This window comes from Flavobacterium sp. CECT 9288 (assembly GCF_918731615.1).
In the GTDB taxonomy this organism is placed as follows: Bacteria; Bacteroidota; Bacteroidia; order Flavobacteriales; family Flavobacteriaceae; genus Flavobacterium.
In genome coordinates, this window is record NZ_OU957226.1 from 1037019 (window position 1) to 1062713 (window position 25695).

Annotated in this window: 21 protein-coding genes; 3 read left to right on the plus strand and 18 right to left on the minus strand. The window is 31.2% G+C overall.

From position 1 onward, the window contains the following. Window positions 1-8: 8 nt before the first annotated feature. The 13 genes from LQ189_RS04630 to LQ189_RS04690 form a co-directional block, all read right to left on the minus strand. Entirely contained in the window at window positions 9-395 is a 387-nt protein-coding gene (locus tag LQ189_RS04630) for a response regulator (protein WP_086454238.1), read from the minus strand. Then, window positions 388-3423 (minus strand): PAS domain S-box protein, encoded by a 3036-nt coding sequence (locus LQ189_RS04635; protein ID WP_230154591.1) that lies wholly within the window; start codon window positions 3421-3423, stop codon window positions 388-390. The genes LQ189_RS04630 and LQ189_RS04635 overlap by 8 nt, the downstream gene beginning before the upstream one ends. A 190-nt stretch (window positions 3424-3613) precedes the next feature. Beyond that, complete coding sequence (locus tag LQ189_RS04640) at window positions 3614-4198, minus strand: fasciclin domain-containing protein (protein WP_230154593.1); 585 nt, start codon at window positions 4196-4198, stop codon at window positions 3614-3616. A gap of 193 nt (window positions 4199-4391) precedes the next feature. Next, a complete protein-coding gene (locus tag LQ189_RS04645; protein ID WP_230154595.1) occupies window positions 4392-5459 on the minus strand; it encodes a serine hydrolase in 1068 nt (355 codons plus the stop codon). Window positions 5460-5656: 197 nt separating this feature from the next. After that, the gene (gene cysK, locus LQ189_RS04650; RefSeq protein ID WP_230154597.1) at window positions 5657-6574 is read right to left on the minus strand and encodes a cysteine synthase A; all 918 of its coding nucleotides are present in this window, start codon (window positions 6572-6574) and stop codon (window positions 5657-5659) included. Window positions 6575-6577: 3 nt separating this feature from the next. Next, a complete protein-coding gene (locus LQ189_RS04655; protein WP_230154599.1) occupies window positions 6578-7414 on the minus strand; it encodes a serine O-acetyltransferase in 837 nt (278 codons plus the stop codon). Between the two features lie 206 nt (window positions 7415-7620). Continuing rightward, window positions 7621-9009 carry a dihydrolipoyl dehydrogenase gene (gene lpdA / locus LQ189_RS04660; RefSeq protein WP_086455343.1) on the minus strand — a complete coding sequence of 463 codons (1389 nt, stop codon included), beginning with the start codon at window positions 9007-9009 and terminating at the stop codon, window positions 7621-7623. A gap of 790 nt (window positions 9010-9799) precedes the next feature. Then, on the minus strand, window positions 9800-11086 hold the full coding sequence (locus tag LQ189_RS04665) for an HlyD family secretion protein (protein WP_230154601.1): 1287 nt from the start codon (window positions 11084-11086) through the stop codon (window positions 9800-9802). Window position 11087: 1 nt separating this feature from the next. Further along, on the minus strand, window positions 11088-13280 hold the full coding sequence (locus LQ189_RS04670; protein WP_230154602.1) for a peptidase domain-containing ABC transporter: 2193 nt from the start codon (window positions 13278-13280) through the stop codon (window positions 11088-11090). Beyond that, on the minus strand, window positions 13281-14456 hold the full coding sequence (locus LQ189_RS04675; protein WP_230154604.1) for a hypothetical protein: 1176 nt from the start codon (window positions 14454-14456) through the stop codon (window positions 13281-13283). Between the two features lie 22 nt (window positions 14457-14478). Then, window positions 14479-15285, minus strand: coding sequence for a M48 family metallopeptidase (locus LQ189_RS04680; protein WP_230154606.1), 807 nt, complete (start codon window positions 15283-15285; stop codon window positions 14479-14481). Continuing rightward, complete coding sequence (locus LQ189_RS04685; RefSeq protein ID WP_230154608.1) at window positions 15282-16433, minus strand: hypothetical protein; 1152 nt, start codon at window positions 16431-16433, stop codon at window positions 15282-15284. The genes LQ189_RS04680 and LQ189_RS04685 overlap by 4 nt, the downstream gene beginning before the upstream one ends. Before the next feature lie 130 nt (window positions 16434-16563). Further along, window positions 16564-16743 carry a hypothetical protein gene (locus tag LQ189_RS04690; RefSeq protein ID WP_230154610.1) on the minus strand — a complete coding sequence of 60 codons (180 nt, stop codon included), beginning with the start codon at window positions 16741-16743 and terminating at the stop codon, window positions 16564-16566. Window positions 16744-16944: 201 nt separating this feature from the next. Here LQ189_RS04690 and LQ189_RS04695 point away from each other — a divergent pair, with 201 nt between their 5' ends. Next, entirely contained in the window at window positions 16945-17328 is a 384-nt protein-coding gene (locus LQ189_RS04695) for a helix-turn-helix domain-containing protein (RefSeq protein ID WP_230154611.1), read from the plus strand. A 23-nt stretch (window positions 17329-17351) separates the two neighbouring features. Here the strand turns inward: LQ189_RS04695 and LQ189_RS04700 are convergent, their stop codons facing one another. Both LQ189_RS04700 and truA read right to left on the minus strand, forming a co-directional pair. Further along, window positions 17352-19106: an ABC transporter ATP-binding protein gene (locus tag LQ189_RS04700; RefSeq protein WP_230154612.1), complete on the minus strand. Its 1755-nt coding sequence runs from the start codon at window positions 19104-19106 to the stop codon at window positions 17352-17354. 63 nt (window positions 19107-19169) lie between these two features. Then, entirely contained in the window at window positions 19170-19907 is a 738-nt protein-coding gene (truA, locus tag LQ189_RS04705) for a tRNA pseudouridine(38-40) synthase TruA (RefSeq protein WP_230154613.1), read from the minus strand. A 243-nt stretch (window positions 19908-20150) separates the two neighbouring features. On the opposite strand from truA, the gene LQ189_RS04710 reads away from it, so the two are divergent. Continuing rightward, on the plus strand, window positions 20151-20648 hold the full coding sequence (locus tag LQ189_RS04710) for a metallophosphoesterase (RefSeq protein ID WP_230154614.1): 498 nt from the start codon (window positions 20151-20153) through the stop codon (window positions 20646-20648). On the opposite strand, the gene LQ189_RS04715 is transcribed toward LQ189_RS04710, so the two are convergent. The 3 genes from LQ189_RS04715 to LQ189_RS04725 all read right to left on the minus strand — a co-directional run bounded on the left by LQ189_RS04715 (window position 20623) and on the right by LQ189_RS04725 (window position 23714). Next, on the minus strand, window positions 20623-22350 hold the full coding sequence (locus tag LQ189_RS04715; protein WP_230154615.1) for a tetratricopeptide repeat-containing sensor histidine kinase: 1728 nt from the start codon (window positions 22348-22350) through the stop codon (window positions 20623-20625). The genes LQ189_RS04710 and LQ189_RS04715 overlap by 26 nt on opposite strands. Window positions 22351-22422: 72 nt before the next feature. Then, complete coding sequence (locus tag LQ189_RS04720; RefSeq protein ID WP_230154616.1) at window positions 22423-23082, minus strand: response regulator transcription factor; 660 nt, start codon at window positions 23080-23082, stop codon at window positions 22423-22425. A 218-nt stretch (window positions 23083-23300) separates the two neighbouring features. Continuing rightward, entirely contained in the window at window positions 23301-23714 is a 414-nt protein-coding gene (locus LQ189_RS04725; protein ID WP_230154617.1) for a DUF4293 domain-containing protein, read from the minus strand. Between the two features lie 183 nt (window positions 23715-23897). Here LQ189_RS04725 and rho point away from each other — a divergent pair, with 183 nt between their 5' ends. Further along, the gene (rho, locus tag LQ189_RS04730; RefSeq protein ID WP_230154619.1) at window positions 23898-25667 is read left to right on the plus strand and encodes a transcription termination factor Rho; all 1770 of its coding nucleotides are present in this window, start codon (window positions 23898-23900) and stop codon (window positions 25665-25667) included. The last annotated feature ends 28 nt before the right edge of the window (window positions 25668-25695 follow it).

The window sequence follows — 25695 nt, forward strand, 5'->3', positions numbered from 1 at the left end:
AAATAAGCTTATACAATCAGTTGTTTTAGTTCGTCAAGAGATATAGGCTTAACAATATAATTTGAAATTTCATTATATTTTTTTGCTTTTTCAATATCAGTGGGATCAATTGAACTGGTCATGATATAGATAGTAATTGTTTGTTTGATTGGAATTTTGATAAACTCATCCAGAAACTGCCAACCATTCCAAATAGGCATATTTATATCTAATAAAATTAAATCAGGGAGTTTTCCATCCGTATTTATTATTGTTTTTAGTTTATCAAATGCTTCTTTGCCGTCTCTAAAAATCATGAAACTATTGCAAAAATCTGCAATTTCCATAATTCTTTTAGCACCAAAAACAAAGATTGGGTCGTTATCAATTATACAAGCAATATCTATCTTAGGCATTTTGAAAATATAATTTAAAAGTGGTTCCTTTATCAACTGCACTAGTTACTGTAATTTTACCGCCAATAGCTTCTATTTGGTTTTTTGTAATAAATAACCCAATCCCTCGAGCATCATCATTCATGTGAAAAGTTTTATACATTCCAAAAAGCTTATCTCCGTTTTGTTTTAAATCAATTCCTAGACCATTATCTTCAATACTTAATACAATTTTGTCATCTTCTATAGTAGCATTTAACTTTATATAGGCCTTCCTTTTTTCTGATTTATATTTTATAGAATTCGATAAAAAATTCAATAAAATACTTTCTACATAAGCAGGTATTCCTAAAATATATATATCTTTTTTTACTTCATTTAAGATCTCTACATCAGCATTTTTAGCTAGGATTTGTATATTATTGATACTGTTTTCAATTGCATTATTTAAATTTACTGGAGCAATATTTTCGGTTATGGTGGTATTCATAATTACCACTTCATTGAGGTGTCCTATAGTATCTTTTAAGTTTTTCGAAGCTAAATCTAGTAGTTGAATGATTTCATTATCGGCATATGCAGGGTTTTCATATAAAAGCAACTCCAACATCATGGCAATATTGCCGGAGTGAGATCTTAAGTTATGAGAAACTATATGTGCAAAATTTTTCAACCGTTCGTTTTGATCTTTTGTAACAAATAGTAATGATTGAATTTCATTTTCAACCTTTTTAATGCTACTAATGTCTACAGCAATCATTAGATAACCAGTAATTTTATTATTCTTTTTTACAGCCGTAATTGTAAGTTGTACCGGAAATTGGGTTCCGTCTTTTTTTACATATGTCCATTCGCTTGTTTCAAATTTTCCTTTATCTAACACATGTGTAAAGACTTCAAAACCTTTGCATTTAATATTTTCTTCAATTAATATTTTTTCTTCTTGTGCTTCAATTTCTTCCTGTAAATGAATAGTTTCAGGAGTTTTTAAATGGATAACTTCCTCTTTCTTGTATCCTAAAAGATTTTCGGCACCAGTATTAAAGGTTGTTATTAGTCCATCAATATTAGTCTCAATAATAGCAACTTGAGTACTAGCATCTAGTATCCCTTGAAGTTTTGATACAGCTTGTTCTAGTTTATTTTCAGCATTTTTTTGTGAAGAAATATCTATGATTTGAGATATAATATATAAGGGATTGTTTTCTGGATCTCTAACAATAGACGATGCTAATATTACATAAACAACTGTCCCATCTTTACAAATATACCTTTTTTCAAGGTGGTAAAAGTTAATTTTTCCTTCAACAAGTTCTTTACGTAAAGCAATATCTTTTTCTAAATCATTTGGATGGGTAATATCTTGAAAGGTAAGTTGCATCAACTCATCATTAGTATACCCAGTGATTTCACATAAGTTTTTATTTACTTTAATCCATTGCCCTTGTATGTTAAGTAACGCCATACCTATAGCTGCACTTTCAAAATTCCCCCTAAAAGCCTCTTCACTTACTAAGAGTTGTTCTTGTATTTTTTTTCTTGGTGTTATGTCCTCAGTAAGCATAATCAGTCCACCAATTGTTTCTGAATCAGAGTACCATGGTTTTACTTCCCATTTTAGCCATTGTATGGATCCATCTTGACGAACAAATTTTTCTTCTTCTTTTTTTTGTGCTATGCCAGTTAAACACTCTTGGTGTATTTTTTTCCAATTGTCTCCTATTTCGGGAAAAATTTCATAATGAGATTTACCTATTATTTCTTGTCCTTGCAACCCATAATCAGTATACCATTTCTCTGATGAAGCAATGTATTTTAATTCCTTATCAAACATGGCAATGGCTGTAGGGGTCTGCTCTATAAATAATTTATTTCTTTCAAATGTTTTTTTAGATTCTGTAATGTCAGTATGAGTTCCATACATCATTATTGGCAACCCTTCCTCTGTCCAGCTGATTATTCTTCCGTGATCTAAAATCCAAACCCATTCCCCATTTTTATGTTTCATTCTGCATTCACAATGGTAAAATTCTCTTTTCTTACCAAAACATTCCTCTAAGATTTTCTGAGAAATCAGCAAGTCTTCTGGATGAACCAAGTCTACCCAATTTTGAATACTAATAGGTTGAAGTTCCACAAGTGAATAACCTAAAATTTCTGCCCATCTATTATTAAAAAGAACTTCATTAGTTTGAATATTCCATTCCCAAGTCCCCAAGTTAGTAGCCTCAAGAACACTTTGTAATTTCTCTTTTTCTTTAATTAATTCAATTTTTGCATTCTTTTCAATAGTTATATCTTGAAAAGTTCCATAGACTTTGGTACATCTACCTTTTATAAATACTGTTTGGCCAATAGTTCTAATCCAGCGGTGATTTCCTTTTGCAGTAATTATTTGTAAGCGATAATCAAATGGTTCGTTATTTTTTATTGCATTAGAAATTGCTATGTTAATTATATCTCTATTATCACCTTCTTTATAAAAATTGATAGCCGTTTCTAGATTAGGAATATAGTTTTCACTAACTTCATGAATTTCTTTTGTGATTTTACTCCAATGAATTTGTTGAGCTAAAATATCAAATTCCCAGTAGCCAATTCTAGCTGCTGAATTACAATTTTCTAATAAAACTTCTTGCTCTTTTAAGTAGGTTATGTCAATATGTGCTCCTAATAATCGTTTTTCATTACCATTAGGATTTTGGATGATTTTGCCATAACATTTCATCCATATTGTTGTACCGTTTTGATGAGTAAATCTGAAAATTTGTTCGTAAACAAAATCAACTGTACTTATATTTTTTCGAATTACTTCTTGCAGTAATTTTGCATCTTCTTTGTTTACGATGTTTTTCCACGAATTGTAATGGCTTGGTAAGTCGTTGTAATTATAACCTAGTTTTGACCAAAACTTAGGATTCATATAACTATTTTCGGGGTTTTCTATATCCCAATACGAAAGGCCATCTAATGCAGTTTCTTGAATAAAATCAAATATGGAGTTGTCTTGTTTGATTAATTCGTACAATTCGGTTTTCAGATAACTCATGGGTTACATAAAATTTAGAACCAAAAATAATTTATTTTTTTATTTACTACATGTTTAAATGCTAAAATTTTGTTTTAATTACAAATTCATAACGAATAAAAATTATAATTGTTATGATCATTCATTAAAAATTAAAAAACCGTTGCAATTTTAACATTGCAACGGTTTTAAATCTGATTTGAATCAATAATTATTTAGGCATAACCACTGAGTCAATAGCGTGAATTACACCATTAGATGCAGCTACATCAGCCAGAACAACAGTAGATGTTGCACCATTAGCATCTGTCAAAATTACTTTCCCATCTTTTAAGCTCAATTCAATTTTTCCACCTTGAACAGTTGTAACGGTATATTTACCATTATTTTTGTTGATTGCCTCAGTTACTGCTGCTGCATCAAACTTTCCAGAAACGACATGATATGTTAAAACTGCTTTTAATTTATCAAGACTTTCTGGTTTCAATAAACCATCTACTGTACCAGCTGGCAATTTATCAAATGCGGCATTGTTTGGTGCAAAAACCGTAAATGGTCCTTCGCTACTCAATGTTTCTACTAATCCTGCCGCTTTTACAGCAGTTACTAATGTTGAAAAATCAGCGTTTCCTGCTGCAACACCTACAATGTTTGGTGTTTCTACAACTGCTGCAGAATCTACAGCAACTGCAGTTGTGTCTGCATTTTCTGTTGATTCAGCTGTTTTCTTTTCTCCACATGAAGTTGCGATAACTCCTAAAAGTGCCATAGCACCAATTGTTTTTACTAATTTCATTTTAAATATTTTAGTTTAATTAAATTAAGATATTCAAAGATAGGTGTTCAATGTGTTTGTTTAACATATTTAACAAAAAATTAAACAAAATTAAAAACAGATGGTTTTCAATAGTTTAGCCAATCAGTTTTAAATTTAAAGTAACACTTTTGAAATTGTAAAACACTTTTATTTTCTGTAATAATAATTATATTTATCTGATAACAGCATTTATTTTACTCCAAAGGGCATTGTCAAAACCAGAAACTGCAAAGTTAGGATTTGTTGGGTCTGAAGCATTTCCCATTCTAACGATTACCATTTTCTTACTTGGAATAACATAAATTCTTTGATCGCTTGCTCCCATTGCTGCATACATATCAGCAGGTGCATTAGGTACAAGTGAACCTTGAAATACGGTTTGTTCACCAGGAATCATAGCACTCGTTTTACCGTTCAACCACCATAAGTAGCCGTAAGACGGATTTATATTTTGAGATGTATTTACACTTTCGTTAAAAAAAGATTCGTTTACAATTGTTTCATTATTCCATTTTCCTTTATTTAAAGCTAATAGTCCAAATCGCGCCATACTTTTTGTTGTACTATGGTATATTGTGAAAATAGTTCCAAAATTCCAAAAGCCATCCATACCAATTTTATTTTTTAATTTTTCATTAAAATAAGTTTCAAATGGTTTATTGCTAGCTTTTGCAATCACATCAGTTAATTTCTGAAAAACATTACTATAAGCCCATCGAGTATTGGCATCAGCAATGTAAGTTATATTTGTTTTTATCATGAATTGTTTACTGTCATCATTTCCTGAAGTCATGGTCAATAAATTACGAACTTGGATTAGATCTTCTTTAGGTAAAGGCATACTTGTCCATTCCGTACTCAGGTAGTTAGATACTTTGGTATTCAAGTTTACGAGTCCTTCTTGCACTGCTATACCTGTTGTAGTTGCTACAAGTGTTTTACCTGCACTATTCCATTCCCATGTATCTATTGCTGTATGACCATTAAAATATTCCTCCATTACTATTCTTCCGTTTACAAGAATTAGAAAAGATTTTGTGTTTTTTTGGATTAAAAAATCTTTTAATGCCTGTATTGCACTTTGATTCCAATTTAAACTAGCACTTGAAGTTGTTTCCCAGTTAGAACTTGTATTTGACGGAAAATACATTTCAGTTGAAGGAGTTGGATCAACTACTTCATTATTATTGCTACAGCTGCTTACTAGTACAATACATAGTATTAAAATAAAATTTTTCATAATAGTTTTTTTTTTTTTTTTATGACTTCATATTTTTAAAAAGGTTTAACTATTTAATATTTTACTGGTTTAAAATCTTGAAAAATTCTAATTTAGGTATGAAATAAGTGTATTTAATGTTAATTTTAACAATTAAAATTTATAAACTAAAATAAAAAAACCGACTTACAAACGTAAATCGGTTTCTAGAATTTTATTTAAACAAATAAGCCTTCAATACTTAAATAATGTTCACCTGTATCGTAACAAAAAGTTAGCACTTTTGCATTTTCAGGAATTTCAGGAAGTTTTTTATCCACAGCTGCAAGTGATGCCCCTGATGATATTCCTATAAACATTCCTTCTTCTTTTGCGGCCCTTTGTGCGTATGTGAAAGCTTCGTCTTTGCTTACTTGAATTGTTCCGTCCAATAAATCAGTATGAAGGTTTTTAGGGATAAATCCAGCACCAATGCCTTGAATAGGGTGTGGAGCAGGAGTGCCACCACTTATTACGGGAGAAGCTTCTGGCTCAACTGCATAAACTTTAAGATTTGGAAAATGTTGTTTTAGTATTTCTGCACAACCTGTAATATGTCCTCCCGTTCCTACGCCAGTAATTAAGTAATCCAAGCCTTCTGGGAATGCTTTTATGATTTCTTGTGCAGTAGTTTTTTTATGAATTTCAATATTAGCGGGGTTTTCAAACTGAAGTGGAGACCATGCATTATCCGATTCAGCAACCAGTTCTAGTGCTTTTTCTAGTGCTCCTTTCATTCCTTTTTCTCGGGGTGTAAGAACAAATTCGGCACCATACAAACTCATGAGTCTGCGTCTTTCAATTGACATCGATTCTGGCATTACCAATACTAATTTGTACCCTTTTACGGCTGCAACCATGGCAAGACCAATACCAGTATTACCTGATGTAGCTTCAATAATGGTTCCGCCTGCTTTGAGTAACCCTTTTTCTTCGGCATCTTCAATCATGGCGAGTGCAATTCTATCCTTTATGCTTGCACCAGGATTAGCGCGTTCTAGTTTAATGTAAATATCATGGTTGTCACCAAACAAACGATTGATTTTTACATGTGGCGTATTGCCAATTGTTTCGAGTATATTGTTGAATTTTGTCATAATTTATATAGAGAAAAAATTAATATCCTTTGTTTCTAGTTGGTTTAAAACTGTGTTTTTATTAGACTGCATAACAAATGAATACGGATTTACGCTTTTTGTGATAAACGTATTTCCGCCTATAATACTGTGATTACCAATTATTGTACTACCACCTAAAATGGTAGCATTAGCATAAATGATAACATGATCTTCAACAGTAGGGTGTCGTTTTTTTTCTTGCATACTTTTTTCTACTTGCAAAGCTCCTAGAGTTACACCTTGGTAAACACTCACATGTTTTCCTATCACTGTGGTTTCACCAATTACAATTCCTGTTCCATGATCAATTATAAACGGAACTCCAATGGTAGCGTTCGGATGAATATCTACTCCGGTCTTACTGTGTGCATACTCCGTTAAAATTCTTGGAAGTAGGCAAGGTGTTCTTGTTGCAATGGCATTCGCTATACGATACACTTCAATTGCAAAAAAACCTGGGTAGGAATTAATGATTTCCTGAATGCAATCAGCAGCTGGGTCTGTGTCAAGAATAGCTTGAGCATCTTGCTGCATGTTAGCGTATAAATGTGGTAAAGTAGTATAAAACGCTTCGGCATCATCAAGTATCACCTCTGTTGGTTTGTTCTTTACAATTTCGGATAAAATACTAATAAAATCGGCTTTATTTTGGTTTAAAAGCACTTCTATTTGAATGGTCTCTAAAGCTTTTTCAGGGAATAAAATTTTGAATAAGTCATCAATCCAATTGACAATTTTAGAGGAATCAATGGCTCGAACCCAATTGTTGTTTTGGTTTTCGCTTAAAAGTGTAGAAAATCGTTTGTTTTCAGGTGTCATTTTTATAAAATAAGTTCTAAATAATGTGGTCCTGCCCACGTTTTACAAAGATATGGGAGATTTGTTTAGAAAGTAGGGTACGTTTTGTAAATAATTGTTAATGTACAAAAAATATACAAATTAGCGTATTTCTGTAAGCATTAAAGTAAAAAAAATCCGATTGGCAAACGAGCCAATCGGATTTTATGAATTCAAAGTTTGCTATCTTACAAGTGAATTACTTCGCCATAAGCATCAGCGACAGCTTCCATTACTGCCTCACTCATAGTTGGGTGTGGGTGAATGGCTTTTAATATTTCATGTCCAGTAGTTTCTAGTTTACGAGCTACAACTGCCTCAGCAATCATATCTGTAACGCCAGCACCTATCATGTGACAACCTAACCATTCGCCGTATTTAGCATCAAAAATTACTTTTACAAAACCATCTGGTGTTCCAGAAGCTTTAGCTTTACCTGATGCTGAGAATGGGAATTTACCAATTTTTAATTCGTATCCTTTTTCTTTAGCTTGTTTTTCAGTTAATCCAACAGATGCAATTTCTGGAGTAGCATAGGTACAACCTGGTACGTTTCCGTAGTCAATTGGTTCTACATGAAGACCTGCAATTTTTTCTACACAGTTAATTCCTTCAGCAGATGCTACGTGTGCTAATGCTTGCCCTGGAGTAACATCACCAATGGCGTAATAACCTGGAATATTAGTAGCATTGAAAGCATCAACTAAAATTTTATCTCTATCAGTTGCAATTCCTACTTCTTCAAGTCCAATGTTTTCAATGTTGGTTTTGATTCCAACAGCTGAAAGTAAAATGTCAGCTTCAAGAATTTCTTCTCCTTTAGCAGTTTTTACAAATGCTTTAACGCCTGCACCAGAAGTATCAATGCGTTCTACAGAAGAGTTAGTCATGATTTTAACCCCTGCTTTTTTCATAGAACGTTCCATTTGTTTAGAAATGTCTTCGTCTTCAACAGGTACAATGTTTGGCATAAATTCAACAATAGTTACCTCTGTTCCCATTGCGTTGTAAAAATGTGCAAACTCAACCCCAATTGCTCCAGAACCTACAATGATCATCGATTTAGGTTGTGTTGGCAATGTCATGGCTTGTCTGTAACCAATTACTTTTACACCATCTTGTGGTAAGTTTGGTAATTCACGAGAACGAGCTCCAGTAGCTATAATAATATGATCTGCACTGTATTCTGTAACTTTATTGTCTTTGTCAGTAACATCAACTTTTTTGCCTGGTTTTAATTTTCCAAAACCATCAATTACGTCAATTTTATTTTTCTTCATTAAGAATTGAACACCTTTGCTCATTCCATCTGCTACTGATCGGCTGCGTTGTACAACAGCTGGAAAGTCTTTATCAAATGAGGATACTGTTAATCCGTAATCCGAAGCATGTTTTAAATAATCAAAAACTTGAGCCGATTTAAGTAAGGCTTTTGTGGGGATACATCCCCAGTTCAAACATACACCACCTAAGTTTTCTTTTTCTATTACGGCTACTTTAAAGCCCAATTGAGATGCTCTAATTGCAGTAACATAACCACCAGGACCACTTCCTAAAACTATAATATCGTATTTCATTGTAAAGTTTTTTTTGTTTTTTTATTGATAAAAAGGCAGTAGCTAAATACTCACTTGAGCAAGTTGTTAATTACATTCTTCGGTTAGCAAAATTAAGGATTTATTTTAAAAAAAATTAACCGTTTTATAAGTTTATTAGCAATGGTGTTTGCACCAGCTCAATCATTTCATTTTTAAATAGACTTCAACATAATTTGTGGTCGAAAAATACTCATCTCTAAGCTTTTTTAAATGTTTGGTAACAATTGCTAGTTCGGGATAATTTGGATCGAGACAGTCGTTGATTTCTTTATCCCTAACCGAAATAATGATATACCAAAACCCATTTCTAGAAGTATAATTGTCCTCAAAGATCGGATCATTCCTTTTGCTTCGCAAACTGGCATCAATGGCAATTGGGATTAGATTCAGTGTTTTAGTAACTCGTTCTCTTTCAAAAAAAGATATATAAAAAGTCTTGTTGTCTATAACAATGGGAACATTTGAATCTACATTGCTGTGTTTTAAATTGTATTTGGTATTGATAAAGTTGTAAAATTCATCAGCCTTTTTTTTTTGTCTTCAAAAACAAACCCGTAGCAATTTGGAAGGTCTTTTTTGAATTTTTTTGCTTGTACGATTTTATCACCCTCAATATTTGACGCAATTCGTAGTGGGATGCACGAATATAATAGTAGAATCAAGAAACAAAGTCCGAGTTTTTTCATTTGACTAAATTAGAATTAATCATGTTAATTTAAAAATCAAATGATAATATTAACAGTAACTAAAATCTTGAATTGATTTGTTTCTAACGTTTGAAAATATCTCTAAACTGGTACAACAATCGTTCTATTAATCGTAAATCCTCAGTTATAATATCTGCTGTTCCTGACATTTCTTGCTGAAAACTGATTTGTTTTTTATAGGAGGTTTCTAGTCCTTTTGGTAGCGAAGCATTAATCAATAAATTACCTTCTTTATCTGGAGTCAATGAAATTGCGTTTATACTTCCTTTTATGATTCCAAATTCACGATCAGGATAATTGGCTAATCTAATATTAACGGTTTGTCCCATTTTGATTTTTCCTGAATTTTGTGCAGGAGCTCTTAATTTACCAATATAACCGTTTTCGTTTTTTGGAATTATCGCAAATACATTATCACCAGTATTTACAGTTTGATTTTCTGCCCAAAGTTGTAAGAAACTAACTTTTCCATTTATAGACGACCGTAAAACATAATTCAACTCCCAATCTTTAATAGCTTTTTTAACACTTAAAAAAGCTTGAACAACATTTCTTTCTAAATTTATGGTTGCGGTACTTTCATTTATTTGAGTGGTTTTACTGTTTCTATTTAACTCGTTTAAAGATGATTTTAATTGTGAGATAGTACTCAAAAAGCTTTTATAATTTTTTTGAGATTGTAAATAAGTCAATCGTTGCTTCTCCATTTCTTGAGAAGCAATAATCCCTTTTGCATATAATTTTTCGTATCGATCTAAATCACTTTTTAATAGCACCAACTCATTTTGATTAATGCTTTTTTGAGACTCTAATAAACTCAACCGTTCTTTCAGTTGAATGGCTTCATAGCTTTGTGCCGAGCCTTCCACTTGATAGGGTTGTAATTTAGTATTCAATTCATCAGCGATACTTTCTTTTTGAAACAGAGCGAATATACTTTCTATTTCGCCCAGCTGCGCCGAGTTGAATTTCTTAAACGGAAACTTACTTTTATCAATATCAATGGTATCAACAATGCTTTTTAATAAAAATACATCTTTATATTTTGCCGAATTTTCAATAACTGCAAGAGGCGTATTTTTTAGAATAGTTGCTTTATCTTTTACTAAAATAGCTTCAATTTTACCAGGCACTTTGGCAACTAATTTCTCAGGCGGAATATTGGTAGTAATCACAATTTGGGTAGTGATTATATCCGGATATTTTATAAACCATGAAATTAAGAGCAGAATCATTATAAAACCAAATAGTATAGTATTACCCCATCTTAAAATAGCTTTTGGTGGGTCAGAAAGCACATCTCTAACTTCTTCACTATATATTTTTAAACCATCATTAAGCTCTTCCATATTAATTCCCTAATTCTAATTGATTTTTTACCAACTCATAATATTTTCCTCTAAGTTTGGTTAAATCATTATGATTTCCTTGCTCCACAATTTCTCCATTTTCAAGTACAATAATAGTATCGGCATTTTTTACCGTACTTAATCTATGAGCAACAATTATAGCTGTTTTTCCAGTAATAAAAGCATTTAGGTTCTCCATTATCACTTTTTCATTGTTGGCGTCTAACGCACTTGTTGCTTCATCAAAAAAGAGATAAAAAGGGTCTTTGTAAACGGCTCTCGCAATCATAATTCTTTGCTCTTGTCCACCGCTTAATCTAATCCCTGATGTACCTAATTCAGTATTGAATTTATTAGGTAATTTTTGAATAAAATCATCGATATTCGAAACAAAAGCAGCATTGTTTAATTTATCTCTGTCAATCATTTCATTTTGTTCGGATTCTGATATATTTCCCGCAATAGTGTCATTAAACATAAAAGTATCTTGCATAACTGCTCCACAATTCATCCGCCAGAAATCATTATTAATACTATTCAAATCTATTGAGCCAATATTAATACTCCCTTTTGTCGGCTCATAAAACTTTAACAATAATTTCATCAATGTAGTTTTGCCGCTACCACTTGCTCCGACAATGGCGGTAGTTTTGCCTTCTGGAATAATGCAACTCACATTTTTCAAAACAAAAGGTGTCGATTTTCCCCCATATCTATATGATAAATCTTTTATCTCGATTGTTTTAGTATCGGACAATTCATTAGATTTTTTGGCAGTGGCTAAATCCTCATCATCTCTAGTATGTACTTGTGATAATCGTTCTAAACTAATTTTTGCATCTTGCCAAGTTTGAATAAAGATTATAAAATTACTCAAAGGCAAATTTAATTGCCCTACAATATATTGAGTAGAAATCATCATACCCAAAGTTAGATTACCATCAACTACTGCTTTTGCAGCTAAAAATGTTATGACTATGTTTTTAATTTCATTAATAAAAGTAGCTCCAATGGATTGATATTGTGCCAATTTCAATGTACTTAATGAGGTTTTAAAAAGACTAATCTGATTAAATTCCCATTTCCAGCGGTTTTTCCTTTGTGAATTATTAATTTTTATTTCTTTAACGCCATTTATTATTTGTATTAAAGAATTTTGACTTTGTGAAGCTTCGTCAAAACGTTTATAGTCTAGTTCTGCTCTTTTTTTTAAGAAAAAAAATGTCCAACCCACATAGAGTATTGCCCCAATTATGAAAACAAAGAATATTTTTAGATTATAATAAGCTAAAATGCAATTAAAAATGATAAAGGTTATCATTGAAAATATCATATTCAATGTTGATGAAGACACAAAGTTTTGAATACGAGTATGGTCTTGTATTCGTTGCAAATGCTCTCCTGTGTTTCGTGTATCAAAATACGAAATAGGAAGTTTAAGCATTTTAAACAAAAAATCAGAAATCATTTTTATATTAAAACGACTAGTAATATGTATTAAAAGCCATTCTCTAAAAATACTGACTAAAGTTTGTGAAAATATTAAAACTAGTTGTGATATAAGTATTAGATAAATAAATGGAATATTACGATTATTAACACCAACATCTACGACAGTTTGCATCAAAAATGGTAATATAAACTGAATAATGGTTGCAACCATTAATCCAATAAATAATTGACGAATTAGTTTTTTGTAAGGTCTAAAATAAGGTAACAGAAAAGAAAATCCTTTTGTTTTTGTTTTGTCTTCTTCCAAAGCATAAAACTTTGGGCTCGCTTCTAACAATAAAACAAAACCTGTATTATTTGTTGTATTAGTCCAAGCTTTTTTAAAATCCGCGTGCGAATAGGTAAGTAAACCTTGTGCAGGGTCAGCAACGTATATTTTAGTTTTTGAAGTTTTATAGACTACAACAAAGTGCTTTTGCCTCCAAGGCACAATAAATGGTGTTGGTGCTTCGGTAACTAAACTCTCTAACGAAATACGCATACCCAAAGTACGCATTTCGATAGCTTCGGCTGCTTCTGCAATGCCAGCCATTGTAACCCCCGTTTTGGTAATACTAGCTTTGTCACGCAAAAATTCTCTTGAAAATGTTTTGCCGTAATGTTTGGCTATCATCCGTAAACAAGTTGGACCACAATCTCTGTAGTCCAATTGTCTATAATGAGGAAAATCTTTTTTTGTCATCTAATTACCACTTTCATTTATCAATTTCCAAACTCGCTCATTAAAATTAGATTTGTTTATACCAGTTAATTTATCAAGTGCTGTATAATAATTTTCATTTCCATTTTGATATTTTCCACAACTGAGCAATTCCATTACTGCCACAAAACCTTTTTCTTTTTCTAATTTTTTAATTATTAAAGCATTTATAACATAAGGAACTAAAAGATGCTTCTCGTTGCTTTCACCGAAATCATATAAATCCTCGTAAGTTGCTAAGAAATCAATAGATTTATTTGAACTAACTTTCGCTTTAAATGTTTTTAATATTTGCTCCCAACTAATTCCCCAACTTCCACCGTATATGTATGCACAACCTTCATCAACAGGTTTGTTGACTCTACTTTTAGGTATTACATTGTATAACCTTTCATGCCATAAATCATGTGGGTCAAAACCATTAAAATCGCTATTGTTAGTTCCACTAGCAATAAGTAATGAATTATTTTCTTTAGCTGTAAAAGTGCTTGAAGTTCTGCTATTGTATAGTAACTTATAGCTAACTCCAATACCTTTTAACATATCGTTCATGTCATCGAATCCATACCATTCGATCGTTTTACTATTTGATTTTAACTTTTTATCAAATTGAGTTACTTTTTTTACATAGTCCTTAGCTACTTTCTCATTCAAAATACTTTTATAATGAAAGGTAACACCCTCAATAGTTTTTGTTTTCCATAAAAAAGTATTTCTTTTCAACGGAGATAAAAAATAGAACTTTTCATCTTTTAATTTTGCCAAAACCTCAAAACTAGCAACAACAATTGGAGAATTTTCATTTACTCCAATGTATGAAAACTCAACTAAGAAATTTGAATCCTTAAGAGGCACTAAATTTGTTAAATAACTTTTATAAAAGTTATCATCTTTAAATTTGCCACCTTTTTCAATGCCTTTCATCTCATCCAATAAAACAGATGTCTCTAATAAATCTTCTTTCAAAACAAAAGAATTTTCATTATTTGCTTTATCCTTTAAACTAAGAAATCCATTTAATGATTTTATTAGCTCATTTGAAATAATGGTGTCTTTTGGCAAATTTATATTTGGATGGACTATTATTGTATTCGTTTGAGAAAAAACAAAAATTGTAGTTAATAGTAATATAGATAATAATAATGTTTTTAGTTTCATTTATTAAAATTTATAAATTATTTTATTGTTCCCATTTTACCTGATATGGATATGTTTCATAAGCGCTATTGTACTCACTAATCTTGTATCCTTTTTTAAAGTCTTGTTCAGCCTCGTCAAATAATTTATTTATATTCTCTTTTATACCTAATCTATTTAGCGAATACGCTTTATAGCACTTAGCGTCAGAATAATTTGTATATATTTTTAAAGCTTTATCAAATTCAACAATAGCCTCTTTGTATTTTTTTTGTTCATACAAAGCAATCCCATAGTAAAAAAGAGCTGTTGGATGCTCAAGTTTATCTCTTTTTCTATATAAATCATCGTTATATTCTTTGAATAATTTTTCAGCTTTTTCGTATTCATTTAATTGGAGATATGATAATCCTATATAAAAATTATAGGTGTGATCCATCACGTAATTATTGCCAAATTTTTTTACACAATCTTCAAAATCTATAATTGCTTCTCGATAGGTTTTTGCAAAAATACATTTAATGAAAGCTCTGTAAGGTTGCCATTCTTTAGGATCATATAGAACCGCTTTATCAATATATTGCATTCCAATTTCATATTTTCTAGATTTAAAATAAGGCATAGCTTTCATTTGCCAAAATTTTGCTACCGTGCTATCTTTTTTAAGACCTTCGTCAAGACAATTCTGCCATTCTTCCATTTCATAATTATAATTATAATTGCTAGCACAATTACTTGCAAATAAATTAATTAAAGAATCTTGCTTATTTTTCTTTATCTCTGCTTTTTCCAATATTTGGCCTATACCATTAATTGAGAACAATAAAATTAAAATGTTAAAATTTTTCATATTTGATTATTATCTTGTGTAAAAATAGAATAGGAGAAGTTATAGGTTTGGTTTTTATAATTAAATTTTGAAGTTATAGAATTCCATTTATTAGTTATCTCAGAATATTTGTTTTTTATTAAAAGACAAACATCAATGCCATCTTGTGTTAATACATTTTCAATTCCTCCATAATAAATAATTATTTCTTGTAATTTTGCTAAATCGTGTTCACACTTAATTTGGTAGAATCCAATTCGCCCTATAACTTCTTTTTTTTGAGATTCATTAAATGAATTTATTTTCAAACAATCATCTAAACATAATAGTGTAGTATAATAGGTATAGAGTGCGTGTAATAGGGTATAAAAATCTCTGTAGTCATTAATTTGCAATAATTCTCCTATAATCTGTTTGTTATTTATTTTAAAGATTAATTTCTTGTCATAAAAGAGAGTTGTTAAGATAATATGACCTGTTTGGTGTGCAATATCATCAATGAAAAAGACCTCGTCATAATCATCTTGATTAACATTAAAAAAAGCAATTCCATGAGCACTTATAGCAGCAAAAGAGTTTATGTCTTTTAAGTTACACTTGAACATCATACATTTTTTGCAATAAAGTTCTATTAATTCATAATGCTCCTGCGAATTTGATTTAATAATTAAAAATGCATTTGTCAAAAAATTAATATTTTTTATGTAAAGGTCTTCGTCAATTATGATTGCTTCTTCATATACGATTTCATTGTTAATATTTCTGAACGATGATTTTAACAAATTTATTGGGTATTTTAAAATTTCTATATTCGTGTTTTTGATGAATGCTATTTCTTCAAATAATTCACTTTCGCTACTTCTGAAATAACCAATTCTAGGCAAATATACAACGGTGTTTTTATAGTGTAATGGGTTAAAGAATGTAGGTACTGTTTTTATAAAAAAACCTTGCATTAATTCCTCAAGTATTTCTAGACTTGATATATTTTCTCGTTTCGAATTAAAATAAGCGAATAATAATGGCTCCATAAAGACACTATCATCATTATAATCAACTTTTTCTAGCAAAGTAGGTTTTTCTTTATAAATAAGAAGTTTGATCGTGTTTACTATTTCAAATTGTTGTGCTTTTAAAAGATCTTGCATAGAAGAATTAATATTTATCATTTTATGTTAAAACTGTTCAAAAAGGAAGTTTAATATTTAAAAAATTATACATTAATAGTACTCTAATATTGCATAAAAATATATAAAAAAGGCTGTACTTAATATTGGTACAGCCTTTAAAACAAATAAATTATTTAACAGTCACACAGTCACATACAATTTTAGCTTCTTGAATACGACCTTTCTCTTGAATTCTAACTTTTTCAACACAATGACAAGCATTTTCAGTTCCTCCTGAAATCGTTGCTAATAATTCTGTTGAAGCGATACCTTCTGCTTTTTCTTTTAAAGCGTCTAAACTTAATTTCATCTTTTTTGTTTTTAGTTGGTTAAAAAAAATATTTTTAATAAGATAATCTTACAAAAAAAATAATTACGTGCACTTAATTATATGTCTATGTAGGATTAATGCTGAACAAATAAGGTTTAAAATCTCTCAATTGAATGTAAACTAAAGTGACTTTTTTGGTTACTTTAGTTTATTTCTTACTTTAGCCAAAAATATATAATCATGACTTTAGGAACAAAGCTATATAATCTTAGGAATAAAAAAGGTGTTTCATTAGAAAAAATGGCATTAGAACTTCATATCTCAAAAGCGGCTATTGGTAAGTGGGAAGCTGATAAATCGAAACCTAGTGTAGAAAATTTACTCAAACTATGCGATACTTATGAAACTGATATTTACGAATTGCTTGAGCATGTTTCTAATATAAATTTTTCTAAAGCTAAGTTTAAAGGGCATTCTTATGCTGATTATGCAGAAAGTTTTACAGTAAATAATTCAACTCCACCGGAGTTAATAGAAAGTATAATTGCTAACCAAAACAAAATTTCTGTTTTAGTAGAGTTACAAAATGAATTATTTGTTAGTTTGTTAGCTAAAAGTAAATAAAAAAAAAGCCTTCATTTTTGCAATCAATTCGCTACCGAAAACTGTGAATCGTACAAATTCTTATAAAAACCACTTTCACGATTAATTAGTTCTTGATGCGTACCTTGTTCAACGATTAGCCCTTTGTCCATCACTACAATTTTGTCAGCGTTTACAATCGTGGCTAATCGGTGTGCAATAACAATAGAGGTTCTGCCTTTTGTAATAGTTTCGGTAGCACGCTGAATCAATTCCTCGGAGTAAGTATCTATAGAGGATGTGGCTTCGTCAAGAATTAAGATACTTGGGTTACTCACATAAGCTCTCAAGAATGCAATTAATTGGCGCTGACCAGAGGATAGCATTACTCCGCGTTCCTTAACATCAAAATCATAATTATCTGGCAAGCTCATGATAAATTCATGCACTCCAATTTTTTTGGCTGCAGCCAATATTTGGTCGCGATCAATCTCAGGATTATGTAAGGTGATATTATTAAAAATAGTATCAGCAAAAAGGAAAACATCCTGCAATACTACTGCAATTTGTTTTCGTAACGAGCCCAAAGTATAATTTTCAATATTTTGATTGTCAATATATATGGAACCGCTATTGATTTCATAAAAACGATTCAGTAAATTGATAATAGTAGATTTTCCTGCACCTGTAGAGCCTACAATGGCAATTGTTTGTCCAGCGTTTACTTCTAAATCAATTCCTTTTATGACTTCTTCATCAGGAATGTACCCAAAACGAACCTTATTAAATTCAATATTTCCTTTAAAAATTGGCGCCTCAAGAATACCTGTATCTTGTATTTGATCTTGGGTGTCCAAAATATCAAAAACACGGTTGGCAGCAATCATTCCCAGTTGCATCTCATTGAATTTGTCGGCTATTTGTCGCAACGGATTGAATAACATGCCGATAAACATCGTGTACGAGAATAAATCTCCAAAAGTGGTAAAGTTATCTCCGTTTAAAATTTTGAATCCGCCGTAAAGCACAATAAAACCAAGAGTTAATGACGAAATAATATCAGCAATAGGGAAGAAGATGGAGTTGTATAAAATGGTTTTTATCCACGCTTTCTTGTGCTTGTCATTTATCTCTTTGAACTTTTCTAACTCAATGTTTTCTCTATTAAAGAGTTGAACAATCTTCATGCCCGTGACACGCTCTTGTACAAAGGAATTCATATTAGCAATTTGAGTACGCACTTCCTCAAAAGCAACTTGCATTTTCTTTTGGAAAATTCTCGTTACAAAAACCAGAATAGGCATGGCTACAATCACAATCCAAGTTAGGGTCCAGTTCATATAAAACATAAAACCCAGAACTACAATCATTTTCATCAAGTCACTAATTATCATGAACAAACCTTGACTAAAAATTCTAGCAATAGATTCGATATCAGAAACCGAACGAGTCACCAATTGCCCCACAGGAACGTGGTCAAAATATTTCATTCTAAAACTCAAAATATGCTGAAACAGTTTGGTACGTATGTCTTTTACAATGTCTTGACCCAACCAGTTTGCCCAAAACACAAAGTAAAATTGTGAAAACACTTCTAATAAAAGCACAATACCCATTAAGATTACATACATCAATAATCCTTTTTGATCTTGTGTAGCAATGTAACCATCAACGGTTTGTTTCAGTAAATACGGGCGTAACGCTGCAAATATTGACAATGAAATGGCAAAAATAACCACTCCATTAAAACGCCATTGATAGGGTTTTGTAAATTTTAATATTCTTTTAAATAATCGTGTATCAAATGCTTTTGCTTTCATATTTTTTCTTTAAGCCTTATGCTTTAGGCTTTAGGCATAATGCGTAAAGCTTACAGCCTGAAGCTATAAATAATCGTATTCTATTTTGGTTAAATACAAACCATGTGCTGGAACCGAAATCCCTGCCTTATCTCTGCTTTTACTAGCAATAATTGCTGTAAAATCTTCGAGTGTAATTTTATGCAACCCAACATTAATCAACGTACCTACTATGGCACGCACCATATTGCGTAAAAACCTATTTGCCGAAACGGTAAAAACTAACGAATTGTTGTCATTTTGTGTCCATTGCGCTTCATAAATCGTACAATCAAATGTGTTTACATCAGTGTTCACTTTTGAAAAACATTGAAAATCAGTGTATTCAAACAGTATTTGAGCTGCTTGATTCATGAGCTCAATATCTAGCGATTGATGAAAGTACCAACTCTTATCTTGTAAAAATACATCTTTAAAAGTATGAATGTGATATTCGTAAGTTCTTTTTGTAGCATCAAACCGAGTGTGCGCATCATCATGAACTGCTAGTAGATCATAAATTACAATATCTTTGGGTAAATAAGAGTTGAGTTTGTGAATCAAGCTTGTTTTATCAAATGATTTTTCTATATCAAAATGAGCATACATTTCTCTGGCGTGAACTCCTGTGTCAGTCCTTCCAGCACCCATAAGATTTAGAGGTGTGTTTAACAATACCGAAAAGGCTTTGTTCATGGTTTCTTGAACAGAGGCTGCGTTTGGCTGGAATTGCCATCCGTGGTAATGCGTGCCATTGTATGCAAATTTAACGAAATATCTCAACTGTTTTTTTTTGATGTTACAAAGATACTTATTAATTTTTGTGCAAGGAAATGACAAACTGCCAAAGTTTGTTAAGAATGGATTCGATTTCATTATTGAACCAAGAATGGCTATTTTTACCAAAATTTCTAGCCCAGATAGCAGCGGTATCTCCCGATTTTAAAAAACAAGGCTTTTTAGCCGTAGTTTTTTTGATCGGGAATAAAGCGTATAGCTGGAAAAAGCTCCTAAAAAAAACTTAAATTGAAAAAAATCCTTTTACTATCGGATACGCACAGTCATATTGACGAAGTTGTTTTAAAATATGTTGATCAAGCTGATGAGGTATGGCATGCTGGGGATATAGGTGCCTTAACCGTTACTGATGCAATACAGAAAGTAAAACCTTTGCACGCGGTGTATGGTAATATAGATGATGCTCAGGCTCGAATGGAATTTCCATTACACAGTCGATTTATGTGTGAAGGAGTTGATGTCTGGATCACACATATTGGTGGTTATCCGGGGAAATACAACGCTAGTATTAGAGAAGAACTACTTGTAAATCCTCCGAAAATATTTATTTGCGGACACTCTCATATCCTAAAAGTTATGTTTGATAAAAAATTGAATCTTTTGCACCTTAATCCAGGAGCCGCTGGTATAAGTGGTTTTCATCAAGTACGCACTATGTTGCGCTTTGTAATAGATGGGGATAAGATTAAGGATATGGAGATTATTGAGTTGGGTAAACGGGGTTAGAATTTTTTTTATGATAGTGTATGGGAACTTCAATGCTTACAGTTGTACCCCAATTGAGTTTTGAATCTATATAAAATGTCCCTTTCAAGTTGTTGATTCTGGACTTGATTTGGTTAATACCAAAGCCCTCAAGAATATGAAAGTTAGAAGAATCAAAACCTTTTCCGTTATCAATAATTTTTATTTGTAGCATGTTATTATTTTCGTCCAATGATACTATAGATTGGCATGCTGTACTGTGTTTGATAATATTATTAATGAGTTCCATTATGATGAAATAGATTTTCATTTCAAAGTCTTCATCATAACGGGTGTTTCGATCTACTGAATTGTTAAAAACAAAGTTTAGTATTGAGTTTGTATTTTTTTCGCACAGATCTTCCAAGGCATCGAATAACCCAAAACGAACTAGTAATGAAGGCATTAATTCATGGGATAAATCCCGAACTTGGTCGTGTGCATTTTCAAGGATTTGTTTTGTTTTTGTAATTTCTACAGGGAAATTTTGTGTTTGATTTGTAAAAGCTTGTAATTGCATTCCTGCGGATGATAAAAGAGCACTTATGTTATCATGTAGAAAAGAAGCAATTTTTTTTCGTTCTAATTCTTGACCATTAATTGAGGCATTTAATATGTTTTCTTGAACCTTACTTTGTAAATCTTTAATCTTATTTTTGTGTTTTAACTTTGCATTTAAGGTTAAAATATAAAAGACCAAAGAGAGTAATAGCAAAATTACAGCTACAACAATTACAATTTTTTTATTGCGGTATTGTTCTTCTAATAGTTCTATTTGTTTGGTTTTGAACTCACTCTCAATTTTGTCAATTTCACGTTTGTACTCATCTATTTCAAGATTTATTCCAGCAACATTTGCTTTATTTAGTTTTTCCTCATCGGTTAATTCCTCTGTTAGTTTTATGTAGGAGTCAAGGTGTTGGTATGCTTTTTTGTAATTTCCAGTTTTCATTAAAAACTTAGAATATTCATGGTGTGAGAATGATAAATCTGATTTTTCTTCTCCTTGAATCCCAAGTTTAATAGCATTTTCAAAGTAGTAAGTAGCTTTGCTGTTATTGTTAATGCTAGAATTATACATTCCGTTAAGCATGTTTAGTGCTACAATTGTTGACGGATTTCCATGTTTTTTTTGATTCTTATTAATGTATTCTAAGTGAGGATATCCACTTTTGAAATCTCCAATGTCAAAATAAGCCCAAGTAATATTGAGATTTGTGAATAGAATTTGATAAACATCATTAATTTTAGTGCTGTATTCTAATGATTTTTTGTAGTAATAAATTCCTTTTTTATATTGTTTTTTGTCAAAACAGTAAATGTTTCCCAAATTGTTGTGCAACCAATTTTTTAAAGCATCATTATTCGTTCTGTTAGCATATGTTAAACCTTTATTATAGTAGTAAAATGCTTTATCAGGCTCGGATAATTGATCAAAATTTGCAGCAATAGTATTATAGCATCCAGCAATTAAATTGTCGTTTTTTAATTGAATGGCCTTGCTAAGAGCAAATCTTGATTGTATTAATGATTTTTCATAACTGCCTTCTTTCATGAGCAAAATAGCCTTGTTTGAAAGTAGCGTAACATCTTTTACTGATAGATTTTTGTCGTTAGCAAATAGCGTTTTAGGTGAAAGTACTAAAATTAAAAAAAATAAAAGTGTAAATTGCCTATTTAACATGCTATTGTAGTTAGTTGTGAAATGAAAATTTAATTCAAGTGATGAATTTATGATTGGTTTGAAGCAAAATCACTATTTTATAAGCTTGTTTTTAAGAGCATATTTAACCAAACTAATGGAGTTTTTTGCGTCTAATTTTTTCATAATATTTTTACGATGTGTTTCTACGGTATTCATACTGATAAAGAGTTGGTCGCTGATTTCTTTTCCGCTAAATTCAAGAGCAATTAATGTTATAATCTCAAGCTCTCTATCTGTTAAGAGAAGATCTCCATTTTGATCAAGCTTGTTTAATTTTGGATTTTCTTTGGTAGCAGAACTGAATATTTTCTCTCTAACAGACCTACAAAAATATTCTTCCCCATTGTGAACAGCTTGAATGGCTTCAACAATATTTTCTCCTGCACATTTCTTTGTTAAATAGCCACTTGAACCTAATTTCATAACTTCTTTAATGATTCTTAAATCATCATGACTAGATAAAATTATAATCTTACAAGGGAATCCTTTTGAAGCAAACTCTTTAATGACTTGTATGCCGTCTTTCTCGGGCATATTGATATCTAATACTAATATATCAGAACTGTTTTGAATAACTTCTTGATACAAATTAGATCCATTTACTGAAAAACCAACGACTTCAAAGTGAGGGTTAGTGTTGAGTAGCGTTTTAATGCCATCAATTAATATTTGATGGTCATCTGCAAGGTGAATTCGGATTTTATCAGGCATAAACTTTTAGTATAATCAAATATATAAAAAATAACAGATACTAATTTGATTTTATATTTATTTTTTCTTACAAAATTTTGAAAATTTATTGTAATTGAAATGTTTGTCAAATGATAACAATGTAGTGTAATATTTTAGCGTATCATTTTAATTAGTCACAAAAAAACCCGAAAATTAATTCGGGTTTTCTTCGCACTAATAAATAAAAAATTATAGGATTACCTCAATCTGTCCACAGATTTTACAAGATCTTCATCTCTCTTGATCGCCTTATTAGCCAAAACTAAAAACACGATAGCAAGTACAGGTAGAAACATCCCAATACCTTTCTCAGAAACAGCAGGTGTTTCTCCAGATAAATTTAGCGAACGATAAACAAACAATCCTAATAAAATCATATTTAATATGATATTCAACCTGCCCATAACAAATTGATTTTGTCTCTTTTTGAATGAAATGATACTTACCAATGTCAACATAGTACTTAGTCCAAGAATGATGGTGTAAATTTGATTTTGCATAAAATAATATGCTTTTCCATCATTTAAGGTCCAAAGTGGTAAGAAAAACAATAAAATACCAGTCATAATGAATACTAATGCCAGGTATACGGTTTGAATTCGTTGTATCATTTTTTAGATTTGTTTTACAAAAATATATTTTCTTTTTTAAAAATACTATTGTATGCTAACTTTTTATTCGTATTATTGCATCATAATACCGTAAGAACTTCATACTGCGGTTAGTTGATTTAAAAATTACCACCTATCTTTTATAACATCTCCAACAAAATTAATTAAATTCCTAGAACATTCATGTTTGATATTTCTGCATTAAAAGAAATGAAGCTTTCTGAGCTTCAAGAAATTGCTAAATTAGCAAAAACCATAAAGTTTAACGGTGTAAAAAAAGAAACATTAATTGGTTTAATACTAGAGCAACAAGCACTTAGTACTGTAACGGAGAATGTTGCAAAATCTAGCGAGAATCTTGAAGAGCAAAAAACAAAAAGAACAAGAATACTTCCTGCAAAAAAAGCACCTAGTCAAAAAAAGGAAAAAAACACGCTTTTTGATACTGATACAGCTGTAACTGCCGAGCAAATTGCTACTGTAATACCTGATGATGTTGCTACTGATGCTATAAAAACAGAGGAAACTCCAGCGCCTACACCGACTAATGATGAAGTTGATGCAAAGAGAGGAAAGGTTATAAAGTTTAATAAATCAGCATACGAGAAAAAAATAGCGCTGAAGAAAAATAAAGAAGAAGTTAAAACAACAGAGACTGATGCGGAACCAACTGCTGAAACTACTACCGTTGTTAAAACAGAGCAACCTTTATTAACAAAAAAAATAAATCCGAATCAGCTGAATAAGCAAAACGGAAACGGAAACACCAATACCAACGGAAATCAAAACCCAAATTTTAAAAATAAGAAAAGCAATTTTGCTGCTGCCGATTTTGAATTTGATGGAATTATAGAAAGCGAAGGAGTTCTAGAAATGATGCCTGATGGTTATGGTTTCTTGCGATCTTCGGATTACAATTACTTAGCATCACCAGATGATATTTATTTATCTACTTCACAAATTAGACTTTTTGGATTAAAAACAGGAGATACAGTTAAAGGAGTTGTACGTCCGCCAAAAGAAGGAGAGAAGTTTTTTCCATTGGTACGCGTTTTAAAAATCAACGGACACGATCCTCAAGTAGTTCGTGATAGAGTTTCATTTGAACACTTAACACCAGTTTTTCCATCAGAGAAATTCAAATTGGCCGAAAAGCAAAGTACGGTTTCAACCCGCATCATCGATTTGTTTTCTCCAATAGGAAAAGGACAGCGTGGTATGATTGTTGCACAGCCTAAAACAGGTAAAACCATGTTGCTTAAAGAAATTGCAAATGCTATTGCCGCCAATCATCCTGAAGTTTATTTGATCGTTCTATTAATTGATGAGCGTCCAGAGGAAGTTACAGATATGCAACGTAGTGTACGTGGTGAAGTAATTGCATCTACCTTTGATAGAGAACCACAAGAACACGTTAAAATAGCTAACATTGTTCTTGAAAAAGCTAAGAGATTAGTAGAATGTGGTCATGATGTTGTTATTTTATTAGATTCCATTACTCGTTTGGCTAGAGCGTATAATACTGTTCAACCTGCATCTGGTAAAGTATTAAGTGGTGGTGTTGATGCGAACGCGCTACAAAAACCAAAACGTTTTTTTGGAGCTGCTCGTAATGTAGAAAATGGAGGATCTCTCAGTATTATTGCCACAGCTTTAACTGAAACAGGATCTAAAATGGATGAAGTTATTTTTGAAGAGTTTAAAGGTACTGGTAATATGGAGTTGCAATTAGATAGAAAAATTGCTAACAAACGTATTTTTCCAGCAATTGACTTAACATCATCAAGCACAAGACGTGATGACTTATTATTAGATCAAAAAACATTACAAAGAATGTGGATTATGAGAAAATATCTTTCTGATATGAACCCTATTGAAGCCATGGACTTTGTAAACGACCGATTTAAGAAAACTAAAAACAACGAGGAGTTTTTAATTTCCATGAATGATTAAATTTTATTTAAACATTTATGTTGTACAA

Excerpts from the sequence above, each read along its gene's own strand:
- LQ189_RS04630 (WP_086454238.1), bottom strand. The coding sequence starts at position 395 with ATGCCTAAGATAGATATTGCTTGTATAATTGATAACGACCCAATCTTT.
- LQ189_RS04635 (WP_230154591.1), bottom strand. The coding sequence starts at position 3,423 with ATGAGTTATCTGAAAACCGAATTGTACGAATTAATCAAACAAGACAAC.
- LQ189_RS04640 (WP_230154593.1), bottom strand. The coding sequence starts at position 4,198 with ATGAAATTAGTAAAAACAATTGGTGCTATGGCACTTTTAGGAGTTATC.
- LQ189_RS04645 (WP_230154595.1), bottom strand. The coding sequence starts at position 5,459 with ATGAAAAATTTTATTTTAATACTATGTATTGTACTAGTAAGCAGCTGT.
- cysK (WP_230154597.1), bottom strand. The coding sequence starts at position 6,574 with ATGACAAAATTCAACAATATACTCGAAACAATTGGCAATACGCCACAT.
- LQ189_RS04655 (WP_230154599.1), bottom strand. The coding sequence starts at position 7,414 with ATGACACCTGAAAACAAACGATTTTCTACACTTTTAAGCGAAAACCAA.
- lpdA (WP_086455343.1), bottom strand. The coding sequence starts at position 9,009 with ATGAAATACGATATTATAGTTTTAGGAAGTGGTCCTGGTGGTTATGTT.
- LQ189_RS04665 (WP_230154601.1), bottom strand. The coding sequence starts at position 11,086 with ATGGAAGAGCTTAATGATGGTTTAAAAATATATAGTGAAGAAGTTAGA.
- LQ189_RS04670 (WP_230154602.1), bottom strand. The coding sequence starts at position 13,280 with ATGACAAAAAAAGATTTTCCTCATTATAGACAATTGGACTACAGAGAT.
- LQ189_RS04675 (WP_230154604.1), bottom strand. The coding sequence starts at position 14,456 with ATGAAACTAAAAACATTATTATTATCTATATTACTATTAACTACAATT.
- LQ189_RS04680 (WP_230154606.1), bottom strand. The coding sequence starts at position 15,285 with ATGAAAAATTTTAACATTTTAATTTTATTGTTCTCAATTAATGGTATA.
- LQ189_RS04685 (WP_230154608.1), bottom strand. The coding sequence starts at position 16,433 with ATGATAAATATTAATTCTTCTATGCAAGATCTTTTAAAAGCACAACAA.
- LQ189_RS04690 (WP_230154610.1), bottom strand. The coding sequence starts at position 16,743 with ATGAAATTAAGTTTAGACGCTTTAAAAGAAAAAGCAGAAGGTATCGCT.
- LQ189_RS04695 (WP_230154611.1), top strand. The coding sequence starts at position 16,945 with ATGACTTTAGGAACAAAGCTATATAATCTTAGGAATAAAAAAGGTGTT.
- LQ189_RS04700 (WP_230154612.1), bottom strand. The coding sequence starts at position 19,106 with ATGAAAGCAAAAGCATTTGATACACGATTATTTAAAAGAATATTAAAA.
- LQ189_RS04715 (WP_230154615.1), bottom strand. The coding sequence starts at position 22,350 with ATGTTAAATAGGCAATTTACACTTTTATTTTTTTTAATTTTAGTACTT.
- LQ189_RS04720 (WP_230154616.1), bottom strand. The coding sequence starts at position 23,082 with ATGCCTGATAAAATCCGAATTCACCTTGCAGATGACCATCAAATATTA.
- LQ189_RS04725 (WP_230154617.1), bottom strand. The coding sequence starts at position 23,714 with ATGATACAACGAATTCAAACCGTATACCTGGCATTAGTATTCATTATG.
- rho (WP_230154619.1), top strand. The coding sequence starts at position 23,898 with ATGTTTGATATTTCTGCATTAAAAGAAATGAAGCTTTCTGAGCTTCAA.